Here is a 20153-nt window from a genome sequence, read left to right on the forward strand (position 1 = left end):
CTCTCCCCCCACGGGGGCACTCTATGCTGTAAATGTTGGTGCCTTTGGTGGTTCTTTACCTCTTAGCACTTTATGATAATAGTCGTATGTCAGTGGTGTGCCCTCACTTATAATATCGGCATCTACTACCTCTCCGATAAATAGCATATGAGTGCCTACATCTAGCTCGTGTTTAACTTTGGCCTCAAGATAGGCTAGAGCATGGTCGAATACGATGGGTGCACCGGTGTTTCCTATCTTCCAGTTGATGGTATTGTCAAACTTATTAAAGTCTCTTCCACTACGAAATCCAAATCGACCTATAAATATCATGTCTGCTGTCTGATCGAGAACAGACACGCTAAATACCTTGCTGTGCCTTACATATTCACATGTTAGGTTGTCTTTGTGAAGGGCTATTGCTACCTGTACGGGATTGGCAGTGATTTGGAATGCCACATTGGCAATCTGCCCGTTAGGTCTTCCATCTTTCACAGAGGCCACTATATACAGCCCATATGTCAGCTTATGCATTGCACGTTTGTTCATAAAAAATACCCCCTTTTCTGTATTGTATCAGAGGATATATGTAATGGCATAAAAATGATGTTTGATAGTATAAATATAAGAGATGGTCTGGAGGTGATGTTTATGCTTTGGGCTATGTTTGTCTTGCTATTTGCATTTAGTGTTTATGTTTCCTTTTCTGCTGGTGTGTGGTTTGGCGTAATAGATACTTTGCTATTTTCTGTTTTTGGCGTGATTTTATACAGGCATGTTAAGAGTGCATTATTAGTGGATAACATTGCAAAAGAAGAGAAGAAAGATACCCTCCTGACGAGGGATATGGTAAAAATGACGACAAGGCTTGTAGAGGAGAATGAGAAACTTAGTGTTGATGCCGATGCTCTGAAAGAGAGCACGGAGAAACTGAGGATAGCCGAAAGATATCTGGAGGAGAGCGTTGCAGAGATACAGAAGGCAACAGGCCTACTTTCAGAGCGTATGGATATGTTGAAGAGCTATTCAGATGAGGCCCTTTCCGCTGCTGAGAGTGCCAGCAAATCTGGCGAGACATTGGAGTTTTTATCGAGGGAAGGAGAAGAGGCCCTTAAGAAGATGGAAGATAGCATAGAGCGGATAGAAGTTGTGGATAAACTCAATAGAGACATGGTAAAGAAGTTGGAGGAAAAGAGTAAGGGTATAACAGAGCTTATAGATGTTATAGAGAAAATAGCAGCCCAAACCAACCTTCTTGCCCTCAATGCTGCCATAGAGGCGGCCCGTGCCGGTGAGGCGGGTAAAGGATTTGCCGTTGTGGCCTCTGAGATACGTAAGCTAGCAGAGGAAACAAAACACACGGCTGAGCAAATCAGAGAGGTTATAGGAGAGATGTCCGAGGCCGTTGCCGAGGTGCTATCTACAAGTGATAACCTCTCAGAAGAAATGAAATCTATTGCCAGTATAACCGAAGATGTAACTTCCAAGTTTTCCTCTATCATTAGCGGTGTAATGGATATAGGTAGCAGTATAGAGAATATGGTGAAGCTTGCCAGTAGCACGAGAGAAGTTGCCTCTTCTATCGGTGAGGCCACGGCGCTTGTTGTATCTGCTATGGAAAAGTTGCAATCGGAGACGGAGGTCCTTGCCGACGTGACGGAAAAAATCGAGAAAGCCACTGCCGATGTTATGCATAGTACTGCTATTACATCTGATATTGTTAGTGAGACAGCGGAAAAGGTATTTGGTGCCTATGAGGATACTCTCAGGTCAAAGATAGAACCCTTTGTCGATAAGGCTATGTCCATTGTTGCTGCTTATCATGAGAGGGAACAATCAGGCCAGCTGACAAGGCAGGAGGCGCAGGAACGGGCTAAGCAGGAGCTTAGGGATATGAGAAAGGGAAATTTATACATCTTTGTCAATGATGGAGACTATGTATCCGTGGTCAATGCCAATAGAGACCTTGAGGGGCAAAATCTTGAACATATCACAGACCCACATGGTGTTGTACTTGTTAAGGAGATGGTTGATGGTTCTAAGGTGGCAGGTGATAAAGGTAAGACCCTCATATATGTGTGGCCAAAGCCCGGAACCGGCAAGAGTTCCCCTAAGATGTCTATTGCCAAGTGGTTTGCCCCATGGAGATGGTCTATTGGAACAGGTATTTATATAGATGAAGCATTTGATAATAAGCAGTTGTGATACTATTAATATATAGACCATCGTTGTATATACGAAGGGGGATGGGGGTTTTATGAATATGTGGCGTCGTATGTCTGTTTTGTTGGTGCTTTTGATTAGTATATCGTTGGTGCTGGTGGGTTGTTCTTGGGGCACATCTTCCACCACAGGTACTTCTACTACCACTCCAGTATCGCAGGGAACAGATGTCCAGATGACGGCATATGTGATAGCAGATGGTGGCACATATTTTTACCTAAAACCTGTCAAGGTAAAGGTGCACTTTGACTCTACACCAACACTTGAAGATAAGCTGAAAATGGCGTTGTCTTTGCTTGCATCACCAACTATTGCCACTGCCACTACACAGGTGCCACTACCTGAGGGTACTAAGGTGCTTGATGTCAAGGTGACAGGTTCCGTCGCTACAGTGAATTTCTCTAAAGAGATTATGAAAAATCCCGGTGTCGGTGCCGAGGGGGAGGCTCTTGCCCTGTGTAGCATACCCCTTACGGCTAAGCAGTTTGGTATAGAAAAGGTCTATGTGCTTATTGAAGGACAGAAGCCATCTGGAGCCAACGGTTATATAGATTTCTGGGGACATGTGGGACTTTATGAGCAGCCCCTCACCGCACAAGGTTGCCAAGACACACCGTAACTAGACATTGAGGCCATAGATGTCTCTATAGAAGGCATCTATGGCCTTTCTTGCATGCATGTAAAAGAAATTATCGGGGATATCAATCTCATCTATCAGCGAAAACTTCATAAATAGGCATCTGAGGCACTCCTCTCGGGGCTGTGATATGAGTCTATTCATAATGTTTTGTATATGGCTGGGCAAGGGAAAGGATATATGCCTTCTAAATGTCAGGTGCCCGTAGATGTATAGGGCTATAAAGACCTGTCTCAGTATATCTGGAGTTAGCTCACGGTTGCGTTTATAATAGTCTCCAATATCCATATCTATACGGTCTATAAGCACATCTACCCTAACATCTTGTATTTTTCTACCGAGCATATCTATACCCACCTGCGTGTGATGATTTTCTCCCCTCCTACTTCTGTAGGGTCTGACAATGCGGTAGTTACTCCAGTCTATGAGGTCTATGATGTCGGATATCGAGTCGTCTCTATCAAATTCCTGTATCTCTTCCCTGAGGTGCTTCAGTTCCTCTATATATTCCTTGGTATATTCAAAATGCCTGAGATACTTGTATATGATGCTGGATATACCGTACAGATCAAAGTTCACGAGATTGCCTAGTTGTGATGTTATATATTTCTCCCATAAAGGGTGTTTGTATACAATTGCCTCTGGATTGGTGTAGCTATAGGCAAGCAATATGCTATCCATGTCTCCCTTACCTATTCCCTTAAGAAATGATTGAAGGGTGATATAGGTAATAGTGATATCTCCCTCGGTAAAATCAACTCTGCCGGGACTGTCCATGTACATGATGCTTCTCAGTGTTGGTAGAAATACCCCCATAAGACGAGAAGTGTGTTCTTTTCCAAGTGTCAGCTTTTCATCTACCGATGCTATGTAAAGCACGTTAGGTACTATCTGTTTGCTCTTTAGCTGTATATCCACATTACCCCCTCCACATATCTAATATATCATCTGGTGAGTTTATAAAGAAAAAAAAGGGGACCCGTAGGTCCCCTGAAGACTACACACCACTTCCAGAAAGGGGGATATGTGTAAGGCACCTGTTACATGCTCATGTAATAGGTGTACCTATCAATGTATGACTCTATGTCTCTCAGTGAGAAATTACGGGCAAAGCGTGTTAGCTCTTTGCCCTCAGAGTCTACCAGCACAACGGCTGGTACCGAGAAGATGAGAAACTGACCTGCTGTTTCTGGGTCGTTTTCCACATTAACAACCTGAAAAGGCACCTCATATTTCTCTGCTATCTCCTGTACACGGGGCAACATTGCCTCGCATACTTTGCAAGTATTATTTTTAAAGTATAGTACCTTCACAGTTTTCACCTCCTCGGGCATACATCGTTTTGCATTTTATCACAAGTTTGGAAATTGTAAAGGAGAGGTTCTTAAAACTTATATGAGAATATAGGATACAATACATAAAGAGGTGATGTATGTGAAAGTGGCAGACATGCTTATTGTTGTTGGTTTGCTTTTGATTATCTTGGGACTTGTCTGGAAGGCTTTTCCCATGCTTGGCCGCTTGCCCGGTGACATTGTTATAAAGGGAGATGGCTATAGCATATACATACCTATTGTCTCGTCTATAATAGTATCTGTTTTACTAACAGTTGTTCTCAATATTATCATTAGACTCTTGGGGGGATCACGATGAAAAAGTTTTTATCTGTGTTTCTTATAGTATTCGCTTTTATAGGTCTGGTGGCCTGTGGTGGGCAGGGTGATAAGCAGAGCGCACAAACAGGTGTGGAGAATGCAGATGGTATTGTGATCACAGAAAACCTTGAAAAGGCAATATCAGAAAACCACCTGTCTATTGTTGGTTATGGCTTTTCTTGGCAATATGCCGGTATGCCCTCTGTATTCGTGCAGGTGACGCCTACAGCGAACCTGCCTTCTATAGCCGAAAAATATGGCCTGACTTTCATAGACACTGAACCTGATAAGCTATTTGATATTGCCAAAGATTATGACGGCAAGGGGTATATAGACAAGCTTTCATGTAAAGGCCAGATATGCACACTAAAGGCCCTGAAGGATAGACTGGTAAAAAAGGTACCCTCTTTACGATTCAACGTGTATATAAGAAAGAATGGAGGTTTTAGCCTCAGGTTTTTCCTTCCTAAGGCAGGTATGACATGGGAAAATACGGCTTCTATGACAAAAGAGGATATGTTGAAATATATTGCCGATACTTTAGACGTGCAGTGCGATAACGTGAAAGATAATATGGGGCTTCTTGAGTGCCGTGCAGGTAATGTGGCTATATCTGTTGGGCAGGAACTGGGCTCTGTTATATATGGGGTGAAATAATATGAAGGTAGACTTTCTTGTATCTGATAAAAACGGTATATATTCTCATCTGGCAAGGTCCCATAGAGATGTAAGTTTTGTTGCCGTATATGATATTCGTATGGCAGATAGGTTTAATGAGGCATTAGAGTTTATACCCGTTTATGGCTCATATGAAAAGGTTATAGAGATAGCAAAAGATGGAGGTATACCTGTTATAGCCATGTCTTTCCTCGATGAGGCATTTATTAAAGAGGTGGCAGCATATGGCATTGGTGTATTTGTCAGCTTAGATAAAGAGCGTATATCTGACATCATCTATAGTGTTGGGGGTGGATAATATGGCCGAAATACTGGTTTCAGGACATAGAAATCCCGATACAGACTCGGTAACATCGGCAATATCTTATGCTTGGTATAAAAACAAGATAGATGGTTGTAACAATAAATATATTCCTGTGCGTGCAGGGGCTGTCAATGATGAGACGGTATATGTATTGAAGCGTTTTGGGGTAGACAAGCCTATACGCATGGATTCCTTTGAACTGACGGCCATGGACATTATCCTCGATGTGCCTACTGTTAGATACGACGACCCCATTAAGGTTGCCGTAGACCTCATTAAAGATTACCGCACACTACCCGTTGTTGACATGTCCGGCAAGCTTGTGGGACTTGTGGGCCTGAGAGATGTCTCTCAGGGCTTTCTGTGGCATGCTGCCAGTAAGCTGGTACATATAGAAGTTGCCCCAGCTCAGGTGGAGAGTGCTTTGCCCGGCAGATGGCTTGTGGAGCCTGAAAGCATAATAAGAGGAGTACTTACCGTTGGTGCCATGTCTGCGGAAAAGGTGGATATGGAGCTGAGAGATGATGCCATACTTGTGACTGGTGATAGGCCTGAGGTGTGGGAGGTAGGCCTTAGAAGAAGGCTACCTGCCATCATTATCACCGGTGCCCCGGAGATACCAGCGGAGTTTATAGACAGGGCCAAGGAGTCTGGTGTAGGGCTGTATGTTACACCGCTCAATACTTTTTCTGCTGTGAGAATGCTCATGTTTGCACCGCCTATCGCCACTGTTATGACCAAAGAAGTGAGATATTTTTCTCCTGATGACACCATATCCCAGATGCGTCAGATCATGAGAAAAGATAGCCATAGGTTTTTCCCCGTGCTTCGCTCCGACGGGGTGTATATAGGCATGGTTGATGCCACCACCGTGGCATCGCCACCCCGCAGAAAGGTTATTCTTGTAGACCACAACGAAAAGTCTCAGGCTCCTTATGGTATTGATGAGGTGGATATACTGGAGATTGTTGACCATCACAGGCTTGGTGATATTCAAACACCCTTCCCACCTAAGGTTATCATAGAGCCTGTAGGGTGCACGGCAACGGTAATATATGCCCTTATGGAGCGTGATGGCATAGTGCCTCCTAAGGAGATAGCCGGTATTATGCTGTCTGCAATACTTTCCGACACTGTGGGACTCACATCGCCGACAACCACCGATAGAGATAGGGATACTGTGAAGAAACTTGCCATGTGGGCCGGCGAAGACCCCACAGACCTCTTTAGGGGTATGCTATCAGCCCGTGTAGAAGGTATACTTGATGACCCATCTAAGCTGACACTGGATTACAAAGTGTATAGACTGGGTGACAGTGTTGTTGGAGTAGCACAGGTAGAGATACCCGATGCCTCGGGCTTTGTAGATAGGCTAAAGGACGAGATATGGCATGCTCTGGAAAATAAGATGGAAGAAGATGGACTGACCCTTGCCATCTTCATGCTGACAGATGTTACCAAGCGAGGATCATATATCTTTGCCCGTGGTGATATCCACTTTGTGGAGATGGCCCTTAATGTCAAACTTCAAGGTGGCATGGCATGGGTAGATGGCCTGATATCCAGAAAGAAACAGCTTATACCGGCCCTTAGCCGTGTGCTGATGTAACACTATATAGGGAATAAAGGGGCGGGATATCCTGCCCCTTTATTGTGTCAGTATCTGATGATGTAGAAGGAGTATTCATTTCGTGCCTTGTCTACCTGTTTGCCATTTATGTAGAGTGTTTTCTGTCCTGTATTGTCTGGTACCACTTTGACCTTGTACCCATCTACTTGCCACTGCTTGTCTGGTGTCTTCTTTACCTCCTGTAAGTCAAAGCCCATATCTGTGGTTGAGAATTTCAAAAGCACAGCACTGCCATCTTCCCTTTGGCATAGCTGGTAAGTATAAGTGCTCTTTGCTATGTCTGCGTACAGAAGTGGCACATAGCCTGATACAAAGCAGTTTTTCACCTCAGATGTCTGGTATACTACCCCATCTGTGATGTTCTTTATCTGCACCGTTGTATCAGGTCCTTTATTTGTCATACGGCTATAACCCCATATGAGGTATATCTTACCGCTTTCTTCATATCCTGTGGCAACAAAGTTTATCTGGTCGCTTCCGCTCCACGGCATCTTGTCAGATATGACCTTGGTATCACCAATGTATACTTCGACATAGTCTTTATTCCATGACGCAATGTAGCCACCATGTATGGGGGTGATACCTGCCCCCATATTATCATCGTTGTAGTAGGGTAGTATATATGCCTGCATTATCTTGTTGTCTATAACTTTGTACTGACTCTTGGGGGGTAGATACATGTATATAACTTTGCCAGCCATAGAGAAGTTTCTTTCCCTCAAAATATAGGTTGTGGTTGTTGCCAGCGCCACTTCTTTGGTTTCAAGTTTCTTACCATCAAAGTACAGTGCCTTCACAGTGTATGTGTTTAACACTTTTCCATGGGTTGCCATTGTCATACCCTCTATCTTTAACCCTATAAAGGCTCTGGTACCCGGTGTGTTTCCGCAGCCAAGGAGAAGTAAGGATATTATTAAAGAACTGACAATTATTGATATGATTTTTCTGTCCATGAATATCCCCCCTCGTGTTGAGCATATAAAGACATAACTTCTCAATATTAATTATCTCACCAATACAAAATAGTATTTTTCTCCTCTGCTGTCTTTGTGATATAATCCACAAAATACAAATGGGGGACACATTTGTTGGGGGTGATATGCTTTATGTTTAAAGAGGCTTTGACATTTGATGATGTTCTACTTGTACCCGGTTATTCCGAGGTGCTGCCACACCAGACCGATGTTTCTACAAGACTGACAAGGGGTATTAAGCTAAATATTCCCCTTGTGTCTGCTGCCATGGACACTGTGACAGAGGCAGAGCTTGCAAAGGCAATAGCCCGTGAGGGAGGTATAGGTATTATCCATAAGAATTTATCTCCGAAGGAGCAGGCCTATCAGGTTTCCCTTGTTAAGAGGGCGGAAAATGGTGTTATAGAAAATCCTATCACCATCAGACCAGACACAACGATTAGAGAAGCCGACAGAGTTATGGGTGAGTATAAGATAGGTGGACTTCCTGTTGTAGATGAAAACTGCCATCTGCTTGGCCTTCTTACCAACCGAGATATACGCTTTGCTACAGATATGGATATGACAGCACTACAGCTGATGACACCCCGTGAAAAGCTCATAGTTGCCAAGCCCGGTATTACCCTTGAAGAGGCAAAGAAGATACTTCACGAGCACCGTATAGAAAAGCTACCCCTTGTTGATGATAGAGGGTGTCTTGTGGGACTTATTACCATCAAGGATGTCAATGCCGTTATAGAGCATCCTCAGGCTGCTAGAGACTCCAAGGGTAGGCTCATTGTCGGTGCCGCCGTTGGCACAGGGAAAAACACCATGGAGAGGGTAGAGCTTCTTATAAAGGCCGGTGTAGATGTCATTGTTGTAGACACTGCCCATGGCCATTCAAAGCGTGTTCTTGACACCATTAGGGCAATCAAAGGGGTATGGCCCGATGTCCAGCTTATAGGTGGGAATATTGCCACAGCAGAGGGTGCTGCTGACCTTATCAAGGCCGGTGTGGACGGTGTTAAGGTGGGTATAGGACCCGGTTCTATATGCACCACCCGTATTGTTGCCGGTGTAGGTGTGCCACAGCTGACAGCCATTATGGATGCCGTATCTGTTGCCAGAAAATACGATGTGCCTGTGATAGCAGATGGTGGCGTACGCTACTCTGGTGACATTGTCAAGGCTCTGGCTGCTGGTGCCGAATCTGTTATGCTGGGTAGCCTCTTTGCCGGTACAGAGGAGTCTCCCGGTGAGACCATTCTTTACCACGGCAGAAAGTATAAATCTTATCGTGGCATGGGTTCTCTTGGTGCCATGAAGAAAGGCAGTGCCGACAGATACTTCCAAGATAAGGAAGAGCAGGGTAAGTTTGTTCCCGAAGGTGTAGAGGGCATGGTGCCATATAAAGGCTATGTGAAGGATGTTGTACACCAGCTTGTGGGCGGACTGCGCTCTGGTATGGGCTATGTGGGTGCTGCCACCATAAGAGAGCTTCAACAGAAGGCACAGTTTGTCAAGATTACCAGTGCCTCTATGAAGGAGAGCCACCCACACGACATATTCATTACCAAGGAATCTCCAAACTACTGGACACAGGGATAACACGGGAGGGGCATGCCCCTCCCTTTTTCATATAAGGGGGGATGTTTGTGAAGTCTATACTGGTGCTTGATTTTGGTTCTCAGTATACAAGACTCATTGTCAGAAGGCTGAGGGATAAAGGCTACTACGCTGTGCTCTTGCCACACAGCGTGTCTGAAGATGTGGCCCGTGAGTATAACCCCGGTGCTGTAATACTCTCAGGTGGACCAAACAGCGTGTATGAAGAGGGAGCCCCACAGATGCCAGGGTGGGTGCTGTCTCTTGGTGTGCCTGTGCTTGGCATATGCTACGGGCTCCAGCTTATAGCCCACACGCTGGGTGGTGAGGTTCAGAAGGCACCACACAGGGAGTATGGTAGGGCAAGGCTCCATGTGGAAGATGACAGGCTCTTTGAGGGACTGCCTCGTGAGTTTGATGTGTGGATGAGCCATGGTGACAGGGTGGAGAGGCTACCGGAGGGCTTTTTCCCCATAGCCCACACAAGCGATGCCCCGTATGCAGCCATTAGGAATAAGGAGGGCAACATGTATGGTGTACAGTTTCACCCAGAGGTTGCCCACACACAGTATGGCTCTGAGATACTGGCAAACTTTGCCCATAAGGTGGCGGGGCTACAGCCCACATGGAAGGTAGACAACCTTGTAGATGTGCTGATAGAAGAGGCAAGGGCTCAGGTAGGAGATGGCAAGGTTATATTAGGCCTCTCCGGTGGTGTAGACTCCTCCACTTTGGCACTGCTACTTCACAAGGCCATAGGTGACAGGGTGATCCCCATCTTTGTAGATACAGGTCTTATGAGGAAAAATGAGGCTGGGGAGGTAAAAAGTGCCTTTGAAAACTTGGGTATTCACATACACATGGTAGATGCCTCAGAGGAGTTTTTCAGAGCACTGAAAGGTGTGACCGACCCGGAGGAGAAGAGAAAACGCATAGGCCATACCTTTATAGATGTCTTTACCCGTGAGGCCGAAAGGTTGAAAAAAGAACATGGTGATATAGAGTTTCTGGCACAGGGCACACTATACCCCGATGTCATAGAAAGCAGTGTGCACGGTGGACCATCTCGCACTATCAAGACCCACCACAATGTGGGAGGACTTCCCGAGAAGCTGGGCTTTAAACTGGTGGAGCCCTTTAGGTATCTGTTTAAAGACGAGGTGCGTGAGATAGCCCGGGCTTTGGGACTACCTGAATACCTTGTGAAGAGACACCCATTCCCGGGCCCCGGTCTTGCCGTGAGGATACTGGGCGAGGTGACTCCTGAAAGGGTAAAGCTTCTCCAGGAGGCAGATGCCATATTTATAGAGGAGCTTAAAAAGTGGAACCTTTACGACACAGTGTGGCAGGCATTCGCCGTTTTGCTGCCCGTGCAGAGCGTTGGTGTTATGGGTGATGAGCGCACATATGAAAATGCCGTGGTGCTAAGGGCTGTTGTCTCCACCGATGGCATGACAGCCGACTGGGCAAGGCTGCCGTACGACTTCCTTGACTATGTGGCCCGCCGCATAGTGGGCGAGGTAAGAGGCATAAACAGGGTGGCCTATGATATCACCTCCAAGCCACCAGGCACCATAGAGTGGGAGTGAAAGTAGAGTAGAGGCCGGTATCTCAATACAGAAGATACCGGCCTTAGACTAATTATTTGAAGTTTTTGATGAAGTATTAATTTCTTTGGCAATAAATAGATTTTCAAACGGCTTGAAGGGATAGACTCTGCAGTAGTCGTGTGTGTTATCGTCTTGGCAGTCTTTGGCTATTTTTCTTTCTAAACGATAAATTTTTTCCTCTAGTCGTATTGTTGCTGTTTGGGTAGTATTGTCTTCAAGTAAAGATTTGAGGAATTGGCCTTTAGTAATTATCTCATTTTCCAAATTTTCAAAATCTTTTGGCGGTTTTTGAAAATCAATACAGATTATCTTATGATCGCTGTTAGAGTTTAATGATAATATGTCTTGATTAAAGCAGAATAGTCCCTGTGTTGTAAAGAAATAACTCTCATTGTTGAATATAATTTTTTGTTTCTCAGGAAGTGTTACAGCTGTGATGGTGGAAATTGAGTTTGTGGGAGTTATTGGGTTTAGGTAAAAATTATATATTGTATTACGTGACTTGTTTATCAATAGTATGTTTCTTTGTGAGTATAGTAATGTTTCGGTATTAGGTATGGGAATTCTTAATTTATGTAATTCTACATGTGTTATATTAGTGAAAGTATTACTATACTGAAACTTCAGTGCATAAAGGTTGTTGTTTTGGTTTTTATCTTTTAAATAGATTGTTGTGGTTTGACCGTTGATAGCATTGATCTGATAAGAGCTCCTGCTGAGTGGAATACAGTTTTTAATACCAGTTACGTTTAATGTTATGGGAGGGGGATATATTGCGAGATTATATATTCCTCCAGATAGATTTACTTTTATAGGGGATTTTATTAATAAAATATCCTTATTGTTATTGTTGAAAAAGTCAAGTTTTATATTTTTTGTCTGGTTGTTCGTTTTATATTTTACATCGATGGAGAAGAGGAATTGCATGTAGGATTCATATCTATTTTTTTCTTCTGGATAAATCTGTTGATTTGCTTGAGTGCTTACATTTGAAAATAACGGCGGTATTAAATATAAGAGGGATGTTATTAGTATGAAAAACGCTATTATGAAAAAGAACTCAAAGAAATAAGTGTTTATGTGCTGTTCTTTGAATATATAAAAAATTAGGCTTCCACCAATGAGTGTTATTAATCCTGTTAATAAATTTTGTCCTGTTACAGGATAGTTTATCATAATTAAACAAAATGTCCATAAAAGTATTATTATGAACAGTTTATCTAAAGGCATTACAAGGGGGGCTGTAGTAGAAAGTTTTCCTATGGGGGATATGCGTGCTATTACTGTAAACAGCAATATGGTTATGGAGAGTGTCAAAGTTGTAAACCATGGCGAAATAGAAAATTGTATTTTATTAGTATGGAAGAAGAAGAACATTAATTCTGTAATTCCTAGTCCGATGAACAGACTGATAATAAGTGTAGAATTTTCGTAAATCTTGTATATGTAGTTATATTTTTTATCTATGCTTATAGTGAGAAAAGTGAATAATAGATAGCTTATTATTAATAATATCTTTGTCATCTTTGGTATATTGAACAACTTATAAGCATACAAAATTGGTAGGGTAGTCGTAAATATAATTATTGTTTGTGCTTTAATATTTAGTTGGTGTGTAAGGTTTAGTAAAATCGATACTATAGGAATTATAGAAATGGAAACAGATAACCATATAAGTGGAAATTGGGGAAGAAGTATATAAGGAGTATTGTTTAGAACAGGAGTTAAATGAGTATTTCCGTAAAGTGATGTAATAGTGCCAAAAGTTAAAAGAGTTAATACAAATAGGTATGGATATATTTTTGTTAGGTCGTTTTCTCTCTTCTCTTTTATATACAATCCAATAGTTAATGATATATAAAAGGAGATTGCTATGTTGATAATACTCCATATGTAAAGGATAAAAAAGAAATTCATATAAGATATTTTGTAGAAACGATTGGATATTAGTAGAACTCCTGTGTTTGTAAGTATTATTGATGCTAAAGTTAAATATTGTATTTCATAAATTTTTAGCTGTCGTTGTGTTAATATCTTCATTTCTGATATCCTCCTCCTGAACGGACTCTTATATAAGATAATAAATGATAATCGTAACAACGACAATAGTGTTTTTATAATATATTGGATTTATTTTTTGTGTGGATCATGTAAAATAATACACCATGGGAGGCGATAACAGTGCGTGTACCTATTATTAAGACACCGACAATATATCTTGAAGAGCTGGGCGTGTGGGTGAAGCTGGAGAACTTGCAGTATACGGGGAGCACAAAGGTGCGTCCTGCTTATTTTATGATTATGGATGCTATGAGAAAAGGAATACTGAAGCCCGGAGATACCTTTATAGAGTCTTCTTCTGGCAACACGGCCATTGCCATGGCACATCTGGCACCTATGCTTGGTTTGAAGTTTAAGGTTGTACTATCTGAAAGTGCTTCTGAGGAGCGAAAGAAGATACTTCGCTATCTCGGTGCCGATGTTATAGAGGCACCGCAAAAAGAGGTTATAGATGTGGCACAGGCTATTGCCGATGAAGAGGGCTACTATTTTATAGGCCAACATGAAAATCCTATGAATCCGATCTCCCATGAGATGACAACTGGTCCCGAGGCCCTTGCTGACCTTCCCGATGTACCCGACTGCATAGCCCTTGGTGTAGGTACAGGTGGTACTATCACCGGTTTGATGCACTTTTTCCGCAGGCTAAAAGATGATGTGTATGTTGCCGGGGTGCGTCCTGAAGATGAGGTGTCTGTATTGGAGGGTATTAGTAGAAAGTACCTTCCGGTCTATGACTTTAAGGGGGTTAATGATGAGATTATTGTCACCAATGAGGAGGCATTGGAATTCCACAAGTATCTTGCCAAGAAATATGGCCTTTTCCTTGGCTATACATCGGCTGCCAACATACTCGTTAGCCACAAGCTGAAGATAGAGAGAAAATGCGATATTGTCTTTACCATAGCCCCTGACGGTGGAGATAGGTATGTAAGCAAGCTGTGATGTGTGGGCACCGAGAGGTGCCCTTCTCTTTTGGGGGTATAATCTCTAAAAACATGTGTGGAGGCGATAGCATGAAAGTGCCTATGATAAAGACACCGACAATATATCTTGATAGCCTTGGTGTATGGGTGAAGCTGGAGAACCTACAGTATACAGGTAGCATAAAGGTGCGTCCTGCCTACTTTATACTGAAAGATGCCATGAGAAAAGGGCTTTTAAAGGAAGGAGATACCTTTGTGGAGGCCTCTTCTGGCAACACGGCCATTGCCATGGCACATCTTGCCCCTATACTTGGTCTAAAGTTTAAGGTGGTTTTGCCCACAGATGCATCTGAGGAGAGAAAAAAGATACTTCGCTATCTTGGTGCCGATGTCATAGAGGTTGAAAGAGATGATGTTATAGATACGGTTAGAGAGCTTTCAGAGGAAAAGGGTTATTTCTACACAGCACAGCATTATACCCCTGTCAACGGCCTTGCCCACGAGATGACAACAGGCCCTGAGGCCCTTGCCGACCTTCCCGATGTGCCAGATTGCATAGCCCTTGGTGTGGGTACAGGTGGCACCATATCGGGGCTTGTCCATTTCTTTAGAAGATTAAACCCCAATGTGTATGTGCTTGGTATAAGACCTAAGGAAGGCACGGTGATAGAGGGGCTTAGCAGAAACTATCTACCTGCATATGACAAAGATACCGTAGACACCGAGATAGATCTCGACCCTGAAGAGGCACGGGAGTTTCACGGCTACCTTGCAAAGAAACATGGCCTATTCCTTGGCTATTCGGCAGCTGCCAATATACTGGTAGCCCATAGGCTGAAGACAGAGAAAAGGTGTGGCATAGTCTTTACCGTAGCTCCTGACGGTGGCGACAGGTATATAAGCAAGCTGTAGATTTAAAATCTTGGGGTTTTATCCCATTTAATGGTGTGCCCTTTTCTTCGGGCTTTCCATTGTTGTATCCAAGCATTGGCCAATATTACCAGCCATGCTTGGGCATATGTGAAGTACATAATGGTTGCTATAATGATATTTTTCGGTGTTAGCTCACCTTCTAAAAATGCCGCCACAATAAGTTGTGTGGCATATATCCACCACGATTCAAACCATAGGGTTAATAGGGGTAGATGGGTACCTGCTGAGAATATACCCAAAAGGCCCAATATAAACCATATATCTGATAGTATGACAAATGTGAAGAACACATAATAAACAGATATTAGCTGTATGGCATTCCACAGATTTCTACCGCTTCGATATTCCTTTGTTGCTATGGTTTTCTGTACAAGATATAGGTTGCCTAACATCCACCGTGTTCGTTGTCTGAACCATACGGAAAACTTTTCTGGTTCTTGTTCCCACGATTGAGAACGGGGTTCTATGGCTATAAGATAACCGCGGGCTGTTAGGGCAAGGCTCTGTTCGGCATCTTCGGCAAGGGCGTATTCATCCCATCCTCCTATTTCGTCGAGCACATGCCTTTTTATCATCATGTTGGTGCCCGGAAAGCTACCTAACTTGAGGAGTTTCCATCTGCCAGATTGCATAGTTAGCTGATATAGCAAACTTTCTAACCCGATCATGGTTGTTAGTATCGTCTTGTACATGTTGTAAGACCGATAGTATCCGGCAACTCCTCCATATTTTTCGTTTTCCATGAGTTTGTAGACAAGGAGCTTTACGGCATCGGGGTTAGGTCTATTATCGGCGTCGTAAACGGCGATAACTTCTTCATAGCTGATATACCTTCCGTAGTTAAGAACACGGGATTTACCTTTTGGCTCTCCCGGTGGCACTTTCACATGATGTATATTGACAAATATATTTGCCCAGAAGTCGGCTATATCTCCTGTTCTGTCTGTGCTATTGTCGTTGAGCAGGTATATGTTCATAGGGCCTTCATACTCCAGCGATGCCATTGCATCGAGTGTTTCAAATATGACAACCTCTTCATTGTGGGCAGGGATAAAAACGGCTACACTAGGGAAATACGATGGTATGTTAGGCTCTTGCTCCATGGTTTCTACTTTGTATATGATGCCGAATATACCAAGAATAGTGTAATAGAACATGATGACCCAGAAGGCTACCACAATAAAGTAAAACAGCCAAGATAGTGCTTTGATAAATAGCATTGCTATCATTGTGTGTGATCCCTTATAATTTGCTCATTGGTTTCCGGATTTTCTGTTGCCGGTAGGGTATATATTTCCATATACTTTCTCAGTTCTTCTCCCGATATTTTGGGATATTTTTCCAGCTTCTGAAGTATTCTATTTATCACTATGTTGGCTTTATCTGTATCTGTTCCCTGTAGCATGATGACAAAGGTGTTATTTCCAGTCTTCCCTACTATATCGTATCCCCTTCTGATGCTATCGAGTATGGTATTGCCAATGATTCTTAAAAGAGTCTTGGGCTCTTTGCCCAGAGGGGTTTTTATCTTTATGAATATGAATGATGCCGGTTCATTTCTTCGTGCAATGGCTTTGGTAACAAGGAACATCTCGCTGATAAATTCATTGAATGTAAGAACTCCACTGACAGGATCTATTTTTCTTAACTGGTTTAGCATTGCTTTGAGCTTTATGAGATTTTCTTCCTCTGTGTATATTAGGGCTACTATAAGCCACCACGACAGGAATATGGTGGCGAATAGCAGTTGATGGGTAATTAGTTGAACCTGATTGACATTCTGGTGTAGCAGGGCATAGGTCACCACAAATAGCGATAGGCCAAATATGATGGTGCTTGCAATAATGATGCTACTGAGAACAGAGAAGGTATACATGATAATAAATGTCAGCAACACGCCGGCAAGCAGTGTGAGAAATTCTACAGCTGATAAAACATGACCTCCGATATATGTTGATACGATTCCTATTATCGATAACAAGCCTATGAGGTATGTTTTTACCTGTTTTACACGATTTGGTATCAATTGTTTGTTTGTGTTTCTTTTCTTATACATATTAAGTATTATATCTCATGCGAGAGAATCATTCTAAATATGTGTTGATATGAAAAATCGTTCTAATTCCATAACATCTTTCCTTTGGGATGGCAGGGGTATAGTACGGCCATGAGCACAGGATACCTGTCACTTCTCCACTGGTAATGCTCTATATCGTAAAATTGGCCATCGGCATTGATGGCAAATGGTATGCGGGCATACAGTAGAGAGCAGGACATGTATGAGGCAAAGTTTATCTGTTGGCCAATGGAGTATGTGTCACCTTTGTTATAGTTGCCGGGCATCCACGCTCCAACCCATGTGCGCAAGCCCGTTTTCTTCTGCCAGCTAAGTGCCGCTTCTATCTTGTTCCATATGAGAGATTTTTCATAGGGTGTGCCTGTGGTCCACTGTTTGTTTGTTCCTATCTTTGGGTTAGGGCCTGCTGCATAGAAGTGCCACTCTCCCATGATATAGTTGTCCCCTGGTGGAATATACAGCTCATCAAGATAGTACGGGTTTGAGGCATAACGGGGGGATATGAATATGATGCGGTATGGATCTACTTTCCTTATGGTTGGTATCACCTGTTTGTAAAACTCGTTTAGAAGGTCTGGATAGTTGTTTAGCTCTTTGCCCACCTCAATAATCATGTCATAGGACAGCAGATAGGGATAATCTTTAAACTCTTCTGATATCTTGCTCCAAAATGCCACAGATTCTTTCAGGGTTTCCTGGGAGGGATGTCTATTAAAGTCTTTGGCAGCATATGCGATTATGGGTATCAGCCCCACCTTAAAGCAGTCATTTACCACACGATGCAGGAGCGCTATTGTCTGGGTGCTGTCGTCTGCCACACGTATGCGGACATGCTGAAAACCTATTTTTTTAAAGTCCAGTGCCACGGTTGCTGTATAGCCCTTGCGCCATTTCTGGAATGTTACCCAATCCACATTGATACCAATGCCAAGCATGCGCTGATACTCTATTGGAGATATAGGTGTGTTTAGTGTCTGTGCCGATACAGATGTCATTGTGGGGAGAGAAGTGCCAACCAACATAACAATTGCTATCAGAACACTGAGTGATTTACATATTTTCATGTTCCCACCTCCCTATGGCACATTATTTTACAACAATTCCTATTTGTTAGATATGTAAACACATTTATTCTAAAGATGTAAAATATATGTATGTATGAAAGGAGGAGTTTTATGTGGAGTATGATTTAACGAAACCTATAGAGATAGCAGAGGATATTTACTGGATAGGCTATGTAGTACCAAATGACCCTTTTCAGTGTCATGTGTACCTGATTAAGAATGGAAAAGAAAGTATTCTTATAGATCCCGGTAGTAGGATCGTGTTGCCCGTGATTCTAGAGAAATTGGTGTCCCTTGTGCCACTGAGCCATATCAAATATATTATCTTTCACCATCAAGATCCCGATATTACCGGTTCATTTGAAATATTGGAGCAATTATTTCCCCCCAATGGAGAGCGGTATGTTATCACACACTGGCGTAGTGCTACACTCCTAAAGCACTATAATTGGAAGACACCATTTTGGCTTGTTGATGAGCATGACTGGAAGCTGAATGCAAATGGTAGGGAGCTTGAATTTATCTTTACCCCATATGCTCACTTTCCCGGTGCATTTGTAACATACGATAAGAAGACAGGGGTGCTATTTTCTAGTGATATCTTTGGCTCTATTAGCGATAAGTTTATGCTCTTTGCCGAAGATACCGAAGAGTATTATGAGGGGGTAGAGCTATTTCATAAGCACTATATGCCGTCTAATATGATTCTTAATTATGCCCTTGATAGGATAGAGGAGAGAAATCCAACACTGATAGCACCGCAACATGGAAGCATTATTCCTAAGCACATGATTAAACCTATCATAGAACGGTTAAGGAAGTTGGATTGTGGACTTTATCTACTTGATGACGAATTTGTTGACCTGTTTATGTTGTCAAAGCTTGATAAGGTGCTGCAGAACATTATTAAGGCTGCTATCTCTGCATACAAGTTTCATTCCCTTGTTGAAGAGCTTTATGTCTCTATAAAAAGTGCTATTCCCTCAGTTGACAAGATTGTTGTTATGGGATATGTGGACGATGGCAAGCAGAGATATTGGGTAGTTGACGATACAGGCATTAGTGTTTACGATGATGAGTTTAAGATAGACGAACCCAAGGTGTTCGAAGCTCCTCTTGATATCAATAATGAAGAAGTTGGCAAATTCATGGTGTTTGCTAAAGATGCCACTTTGCAAGATGAGAGGTTTTTCAAGGTGCTGTTCAAGCACATAAACTATGCATTGTCAATGAGCCTGCAGAGGGAGATAGAAAGGGAGAGCTTGGAAAAAGAAAAAGAACTGTTTGAAAAGCTTGCAGAGACCGATCCCCTTACCAAACTCCATAATAGGGCTTATCTTATGGAGTATGCGGAAAAGTTACTATCTACTGTTACCAACGAGCCTATTTCCGTTCTCTTCATCGATATAGATCACTTTAAACAGATTAATGATACATATGGCCATATCATAGGAGACAAAGTGCTTAAGGAGATAGCCGATATCCTAAAGGCAATGTTTAGAGAAGATGATATAGTAGCCCGTTATGGAGGAGAAGAGTTTGTTGTCGTTATGAAGGATGCCACTTTACGCGATGCCTGTAAAAAGGCAGAGTATCTAAGAAAGATTGTTGAAAAGATGAGAATAGATGTCGCAGAGGGTGTTTCCCTTGGTATCACCGTCAGTATCGGTGTGACAGAGTATAGAGGAAGAGAAGATTTTGCCACTTTGTTGCATCGTGCTGATGAGAATATGTACGAGGCCAAAAGAGGTGGCAGAAACAGGGTTGTTTGTAAGTAGATAGTATATCTGTGTATAGAAAATAAAGGTCCTCATT

19 protein-coding genes are annotated in these 20153 nt (G+C 42.7%); 11 read left to right on the forward strand and 8 right to left on the reverse strand.

The genetic code is table 11. The annotated features are described in order from the left end of the window. Positions 1–21: 21 nt before the first annotated feature. On the reverse strand, positions 22–528 hold the full coding sequence (locus GM182_RS00175; protein WP_449186580.1) for a flavin reductase family protein: 507 nt from the start codon (positions 526–528) through the stop codon (positions 22–24). Between the two features lie 102 nt (positions 529–630). Here GM182_RS00175 and GM182_RS00180 point away from each other — a divergent pair, with 102 nt between their 5' ends. Beyond that, on the forward strand, positions 631–2184 hold the full coding sequence (locus tag GM182_RS00180; protein ID WP_449186581.1) for a methyl-accepting chemotaxis protein: 1554 nt from the start codon (positions 631–633) through the stop codon (positions 2182–2184). Positions 2185–2236: 52 nt separating this feature from the next. Next, positions 2237–2821, forward strand: coding sequence for a GerMN domain-containing protein (locus GM182_RS00185; RefSeq protein ID WP_449186582.1), 585 nt, complete (start codon positions 2237–2239; stop codon positions 2819–2821). Here the strand turns inward: GM182_RS00185 and GM182_RS00190 are convergent, their stop codons facing one another. Continuing rightward, positions 2822–3757, reverse strand: a complete 936-nt coding sequence (locus GM182_RS00190; protein WP_449186583.1) for a hypothetical protein — start codon at positions 3755–3757, stop codon at positions 2822–2824. A 122-nt stretch (positions 3758–3879) separates the two neighbouring features. Then, on the reverse strand, positions 3880–4152 hold the full coding sequence (locus tag GM182_RS00195) for a thioredoxin family protein (protein WP_449186584.1): 273 nt from the start codon (positions 4150–4152) through the stop codon (positions 3880–3882). Between the two features lie 121 nt (positions 4153–4273). Between GM182_RS00195 and GM182_RS00200 the strand changes: the two genes are divergently transcribed. From GM182_RS00200 to GM182_RS00215, 4 genes are read left to right on the forward strand one after another with little or no spacing between them, the layout of a single operon-like run. Continuing rightward, complete coding sequence (locus tag GM182_RS00200) at positions 4274–4492, forward strand: DUF2905 domain-containing protein (RefSeq protein WP_449186585.1); 219 nt, start codon at positions 4274–4276, stop codon at positions 4490–4492. Then, entirely contained in the window at positions 4489–5151 is a 663-nt protein-coding gene (locus GM182_RS00205) for a hypothetical protein (RefSeq protein ID WP_449186586.1), read from the forward strand. The genes GM182_RS00200 and GM182_RS00205 overlap by 4 nt, the downstream gene beginning before the upstream one ends. A 1-nt stretch (position 5152) precedes the next feature. Further along, positions 5153–5470, forward strand: a complete 318-nt coding sequence (locus tag GM182_RS00210) for a hypothetical protein (protein ID WP_449186587.1) — start codon at positions 5153–5155, stop codon at positions 5468–5470. 1 nt (position 5471) lies between these two features. Continuing rightward, positions 5472–7085, forward strand: a complete 1614-nt coding sequence (locus tag GM182_RS00215) for a putative manganese-dependent inorganic diphosphatase (protein ID WP_449186588.1) — start codon at positions 5472–5474, stop codon at positions 7083–7085. A 47-nt stretch (positions 7086–7132) separates the two neighbouring features. Here GM182_RS00215 and GM182_RS00220 read toward each other — a convergent pair whose 3' ends face one another. Then, positions 7133–8059, reverse strand: a complete 927-nt coding sequence (locus GM182_RS00220; RefSeq protein ID WP_449186589.1) for a hypothetical protein — start codon at positions 8057–8059, stop codon at positions 7133–7135. 153 nt (positions 8060–8212) lie between these two features. On the opposite strand from GM182_RS00220, the gene guaB reads away from it, so the two are divergent. After that, positions 8213–9670 carry an IMP dehydrogenase gene (guaB, locus tag GM182_RS00225; RefSeq protein WP_449186590.1) on the forward strand — a complete coding sequence of 486 codons (1458 nt, stop codon included), beginning with the start codon at positions 8213–8215 and terminating at the stop codon, positions 9668–9670. Positions 9671–9717: 47 nt separating this feature from the next. Continuing rightward, the gene (gene guaA / locus GM182_RS00230; RefSeq protein ID WP_449186591.1) at positions 9718–11256 is read left to right on the forward strand and encodes a glutamine-hydrolyzing GMP synthase; all 1539 of its coding nucleotides are present in this window, start codon (positions 9718–9720) and stop codon (positions 11254–11256) included. 48 nt (positions 11257–11304) lie between these two features. Here the strand turns inward: guaA and GM182_RS00235 are convergent, their stop codons facing one another. Next, positions 11305–13317, reverse strand: coding sequence for a hypothetical protein (locus tag GM182_RS00235; protein ID WP_449186592.1), 2013 nt, complete (start codon positions 13315–13317; stop codon positions 11305–11307). Positions 13318–13458: 141 nt separating this feature from the next. On the opposite strand from GM182_RS00235, the gene GM182_RS00240 reads away from it, so the two are divergent. Beyond that, on the forward strand, positions 13459–14283 hold the full coding sequence (locus GM182_RS00240; RefSeq protein WP_449186593.1) for a PLP-dependent cysteine synthase family protein: 825 nt from the start codon (positions 13459–13461) through the stop codon (positions 14281–14283). Between the two features lie 71 nt (positions 14284–14354). Then, entirely contained in the window at positions 14355–15176 is an 822-nt protein-coding gene (locus tag GM182_RS00245; protein WP_449186594.1) for a PLP-dependent cysteine synthase family protein, read from the forward strand. Between the two features lie 2 nt (positions 15177–15178). On the opposite strand, the gene GM182_RS00250 is transcribed toward GM182_RS00245, so the two are convergent. The 3 genes from GM182_RS00250 to GM182_RS00260 all read right to left on the reverse strand — a co-directional run bounded on the left by GM182_RS00250 (position 15179) and on the right by GM182_RS00260 (position 18338). Next, on the reverse strand, positions 15179–16426 hold the full coding sequence (locus tag GM182_RS00250; RefSeq protein WP_449186595.1) for a glycosyltransferase family 2 protein: 1248 nt from the start codon (positions 16424–16426) through the stop codon (positions 15179–15181). Next, positions 16423–17253: a GGDEF domain-containing protein gene (locus tag GM182_RS00255; RefSeq protein WP_449186596.1), complete on the reverse strand. Its 831-nt coding sequence runs from the start codon at positions 17251–17253 to the stop codon at positions 16423–16425. The genes GM182_RS00250 and GM182_RS00255 overlap by 4 nt, the downstream gene beginning before the upstream one ends. Positions 17254–17315: 62 nt before the next feature. Next, positions 17316–18338, reverse strand: coding sequence for a glycoside hydrolase family 5 protein (locus GM182_RS00260; RefSeq protein WP_449186597.1), 1023 nt, complete (start codon positions 18336–18338; stop codon positions 17316–17318). 113 nt (positions 18339–18451) lie between these two features. Here GM182_RS00260 and GM182_RS00265 point away from each other — a divergent pair, with 113 nt between their 5' ends. Beyond that, positions 18452–20116, forward strand: a complete 1665-nt coding sequence (locus GM182_RS00265; protein ID WP_449186598.1) for an oxygen-binding di-iron domain-containing protein — start codon at positions 18452–18454, stop codon at positions 20114–20116. Positions 20117–20153: the final 37 nt, after the last annotated feature.

Origin of the sequence: Zhurongbacter thermophilus, assembly GCF_026184435.1 — a bacterium.
Lineage (GTDB): Bacteria > Coprothermobacterota > Coprothermobacteria > Coprothermobacterales > JAADFF01 > JAADFF01.

Bases quoted from the DNA above. Each gene is read 5' to 3' on its own strand.
- GM182_RS00260 (WP_449186597.1), bottom strand. From the start codon at position 18,338: ATGAAAATATGTAAATCACTCAGTGTTCTGATAGCAATTGTTATGTTG.
- GM182_RS00250 (WP_449186595.1), bottom strand. From the start codon at position 16,426: ATGATAGCAATGCTATTTATCAAAGCACTATCTTGGCTGTTTTACTTT.
- GM182_RS00220 (WP_449186589.1), bottom strand. From the start codon at position 8,059: ATGGACAGAAAAATCATATCAATAATTGTCAGTTCTTTAATAATATCC.
- GM182_RS00180 (WP_449186581.1), top strand. From the start codon at position 631: ATGCTTTGGGCTATGTTTGTCTTGCTATTTGCATTTAGTGTTTATGTT.
- GM182_RS00185 (WP_449186582.1), top strand. From the start codon at position 2,237: ATGAATATGTGGCGTCGTATGTCTGTTTTGTTGGTGCTTTTGATTAGT.
- GM182_RS00255 (WP_449186596.1), bottom strand. From the start codon at position 17,253: ATGTATAAGAAAAGAAACACAAACAAACAATTGATACCAAATCGTGTA.
- GM182_RS00210 (WP_449186587.1), top strand. From the start codon at position 5,153: ATGAAGGTAGACTTTCTTGTATCTGATAAAAACGGTATATATTCTCAT.
- GM182_RS00205 (WP_449186586.1), top strand. From the start codon at position 4,489: ATGAAAAAGTTTTTATCTGTGTTTCTTATAGTATTCGCTTTTATAGGT.
- GM182_RS00235 (WP_449186592.1), bottom strand. From the start codon at position 13,317: ATGAAGATATTAACACAACGACAGCTAAAAATTTATGAAATACAATAT.
- GM182_RS00175 (WP_449186580.1), bottom strand. From the start codon at position 528: ATGAACAAACGTGCAATGCATAAGCTGACATATGGGCTGTATATAGTG.
- GM182_RS00215 (WP_449186588.1), top strand. From the start codon at position 5,472: ATGGCCGAAATACTGGTTTCAGGACATAGAAATCCCGATACAGACTCG.
- GM182_RS00245 (WP_449186594.1), top strand. From the start codon at position 14,355: ATGAAAGTGCCTATGATAAAGACACCGACAATATATCTTGATAGCCTT.
- guaB (WP_449186590.1), top strand. From the start codon at position 8,213: ATGTTTAAAGAGGCTTTGACATTTGATGATGTTCTACTTGTACCCGGT.